Below are 942 nucleotides of genomic sequence, written 5' to 3' on the forward strand. Positions count from 1 at the left end.
AGGGCGGGCATATAGAGCGCCTGCCTGAGCCATGCCCGTCCGCCCTGAATGAAGCTCTTGCCCTTCCATTGCCCTGACTGGCGGTCGACCGGGGCAACGCCGGCGAGGCTTGCGGCCTGCTTGTTGTCGATGGTTCCCAGCTCCGGCATGTCGGCTATGATGGCGAAGGCCGTGGCTTCGCCGAGGCCGGGGATGCTGGTGAGAATCTCGAAGGGGCGCAGAAGTGTCAGGTCGGCGGCGATCAGTTTCCGGCATTCGCGATTGAGGGCCTGGATTTGGGCGTCGATCTGGTTGAGGCGCTGCGCGGCCTGGCGCTTGAGAAACGGGATAAGTCAGGTTCTTTGACCGGTTCAGCGTAGCTGTTCGGTCCTTCACGAGGGCGCGCCGGGCTACCACCAATTCACCGAGCGCATCAAGAGCCTGGCTTTTGAGCGGTCGAATGTCGGGCTGCATCACCGCACCGAAACGAGCAAGCATGACCGCATCGATCCGGTCGGTCTTGGAGAGGCGACCGGCGGACTTTGCGAAGGCGCGGGGTCGCTGCGGGTTTATCTTGACCAGCGGCAGGCCCTTCTCCCCTAGCGTCCGCTCGAGCAGGCGATGATAGGCCCCGGTCGCCTCGAAGACGATGCGTTCAGGCGACAGTGGCTTCAGCCAGCGGATCAGCTCGCGCAGCCCCTTGGCGTCGTTGGCGAAGGACCGCTCGTTCCCGTTGGGTAAAACATGAACGTCGAGGCGATCTTTCGAGATGTCGATCCCTGCGGTGCATGCTATGCTTTGCGTCATCTCTTCCGTGTCCCGTGCTTGTCATCCGGGCCGCGAACGCCCGGGTATCCGTTCAGGCCTCATGGAAAAGAGAGGGGCGATCAAACTCTAATTCGGTCCAGTAGACCGGCCTCGGCACGATCCGTCCCCTCTCGTCGCCTGCGGGTGGTCGAGGCC

The 942-nt window shown here is 63.2% G+C and carries 1 protein-coding gene and 1 pseudogene; both read right to left on the reverse strand.

The features are described from left to right. The coding region (locus tag ACLKMW_RS26435; protein WP_415727504.1) for a transposase at window positions 1-149 on the reverse strand (149 nt) is incomplete at its 3' end. Between the two features lie 247 nt (window positions 150-396). After that, window positions 397-786 (reverse strand): annotated as a pseudogene (locus ACLKMW_RS26440) (IS110 family transposase); the annotation flags it as partial. Window positions 787-942 lie beyond the last annotated feature (156 nt).

The sequence above is a fragment of the Borborobacter xinjiangensis genome (genome assembly GCF_047739745.1).
Classification (GTDB): domain Bacteria; phylum Pseudomonadota; class Alphaproteobacteria; order Rhizobiales; family Rhizobiaceae; genus Pseudaminobacter.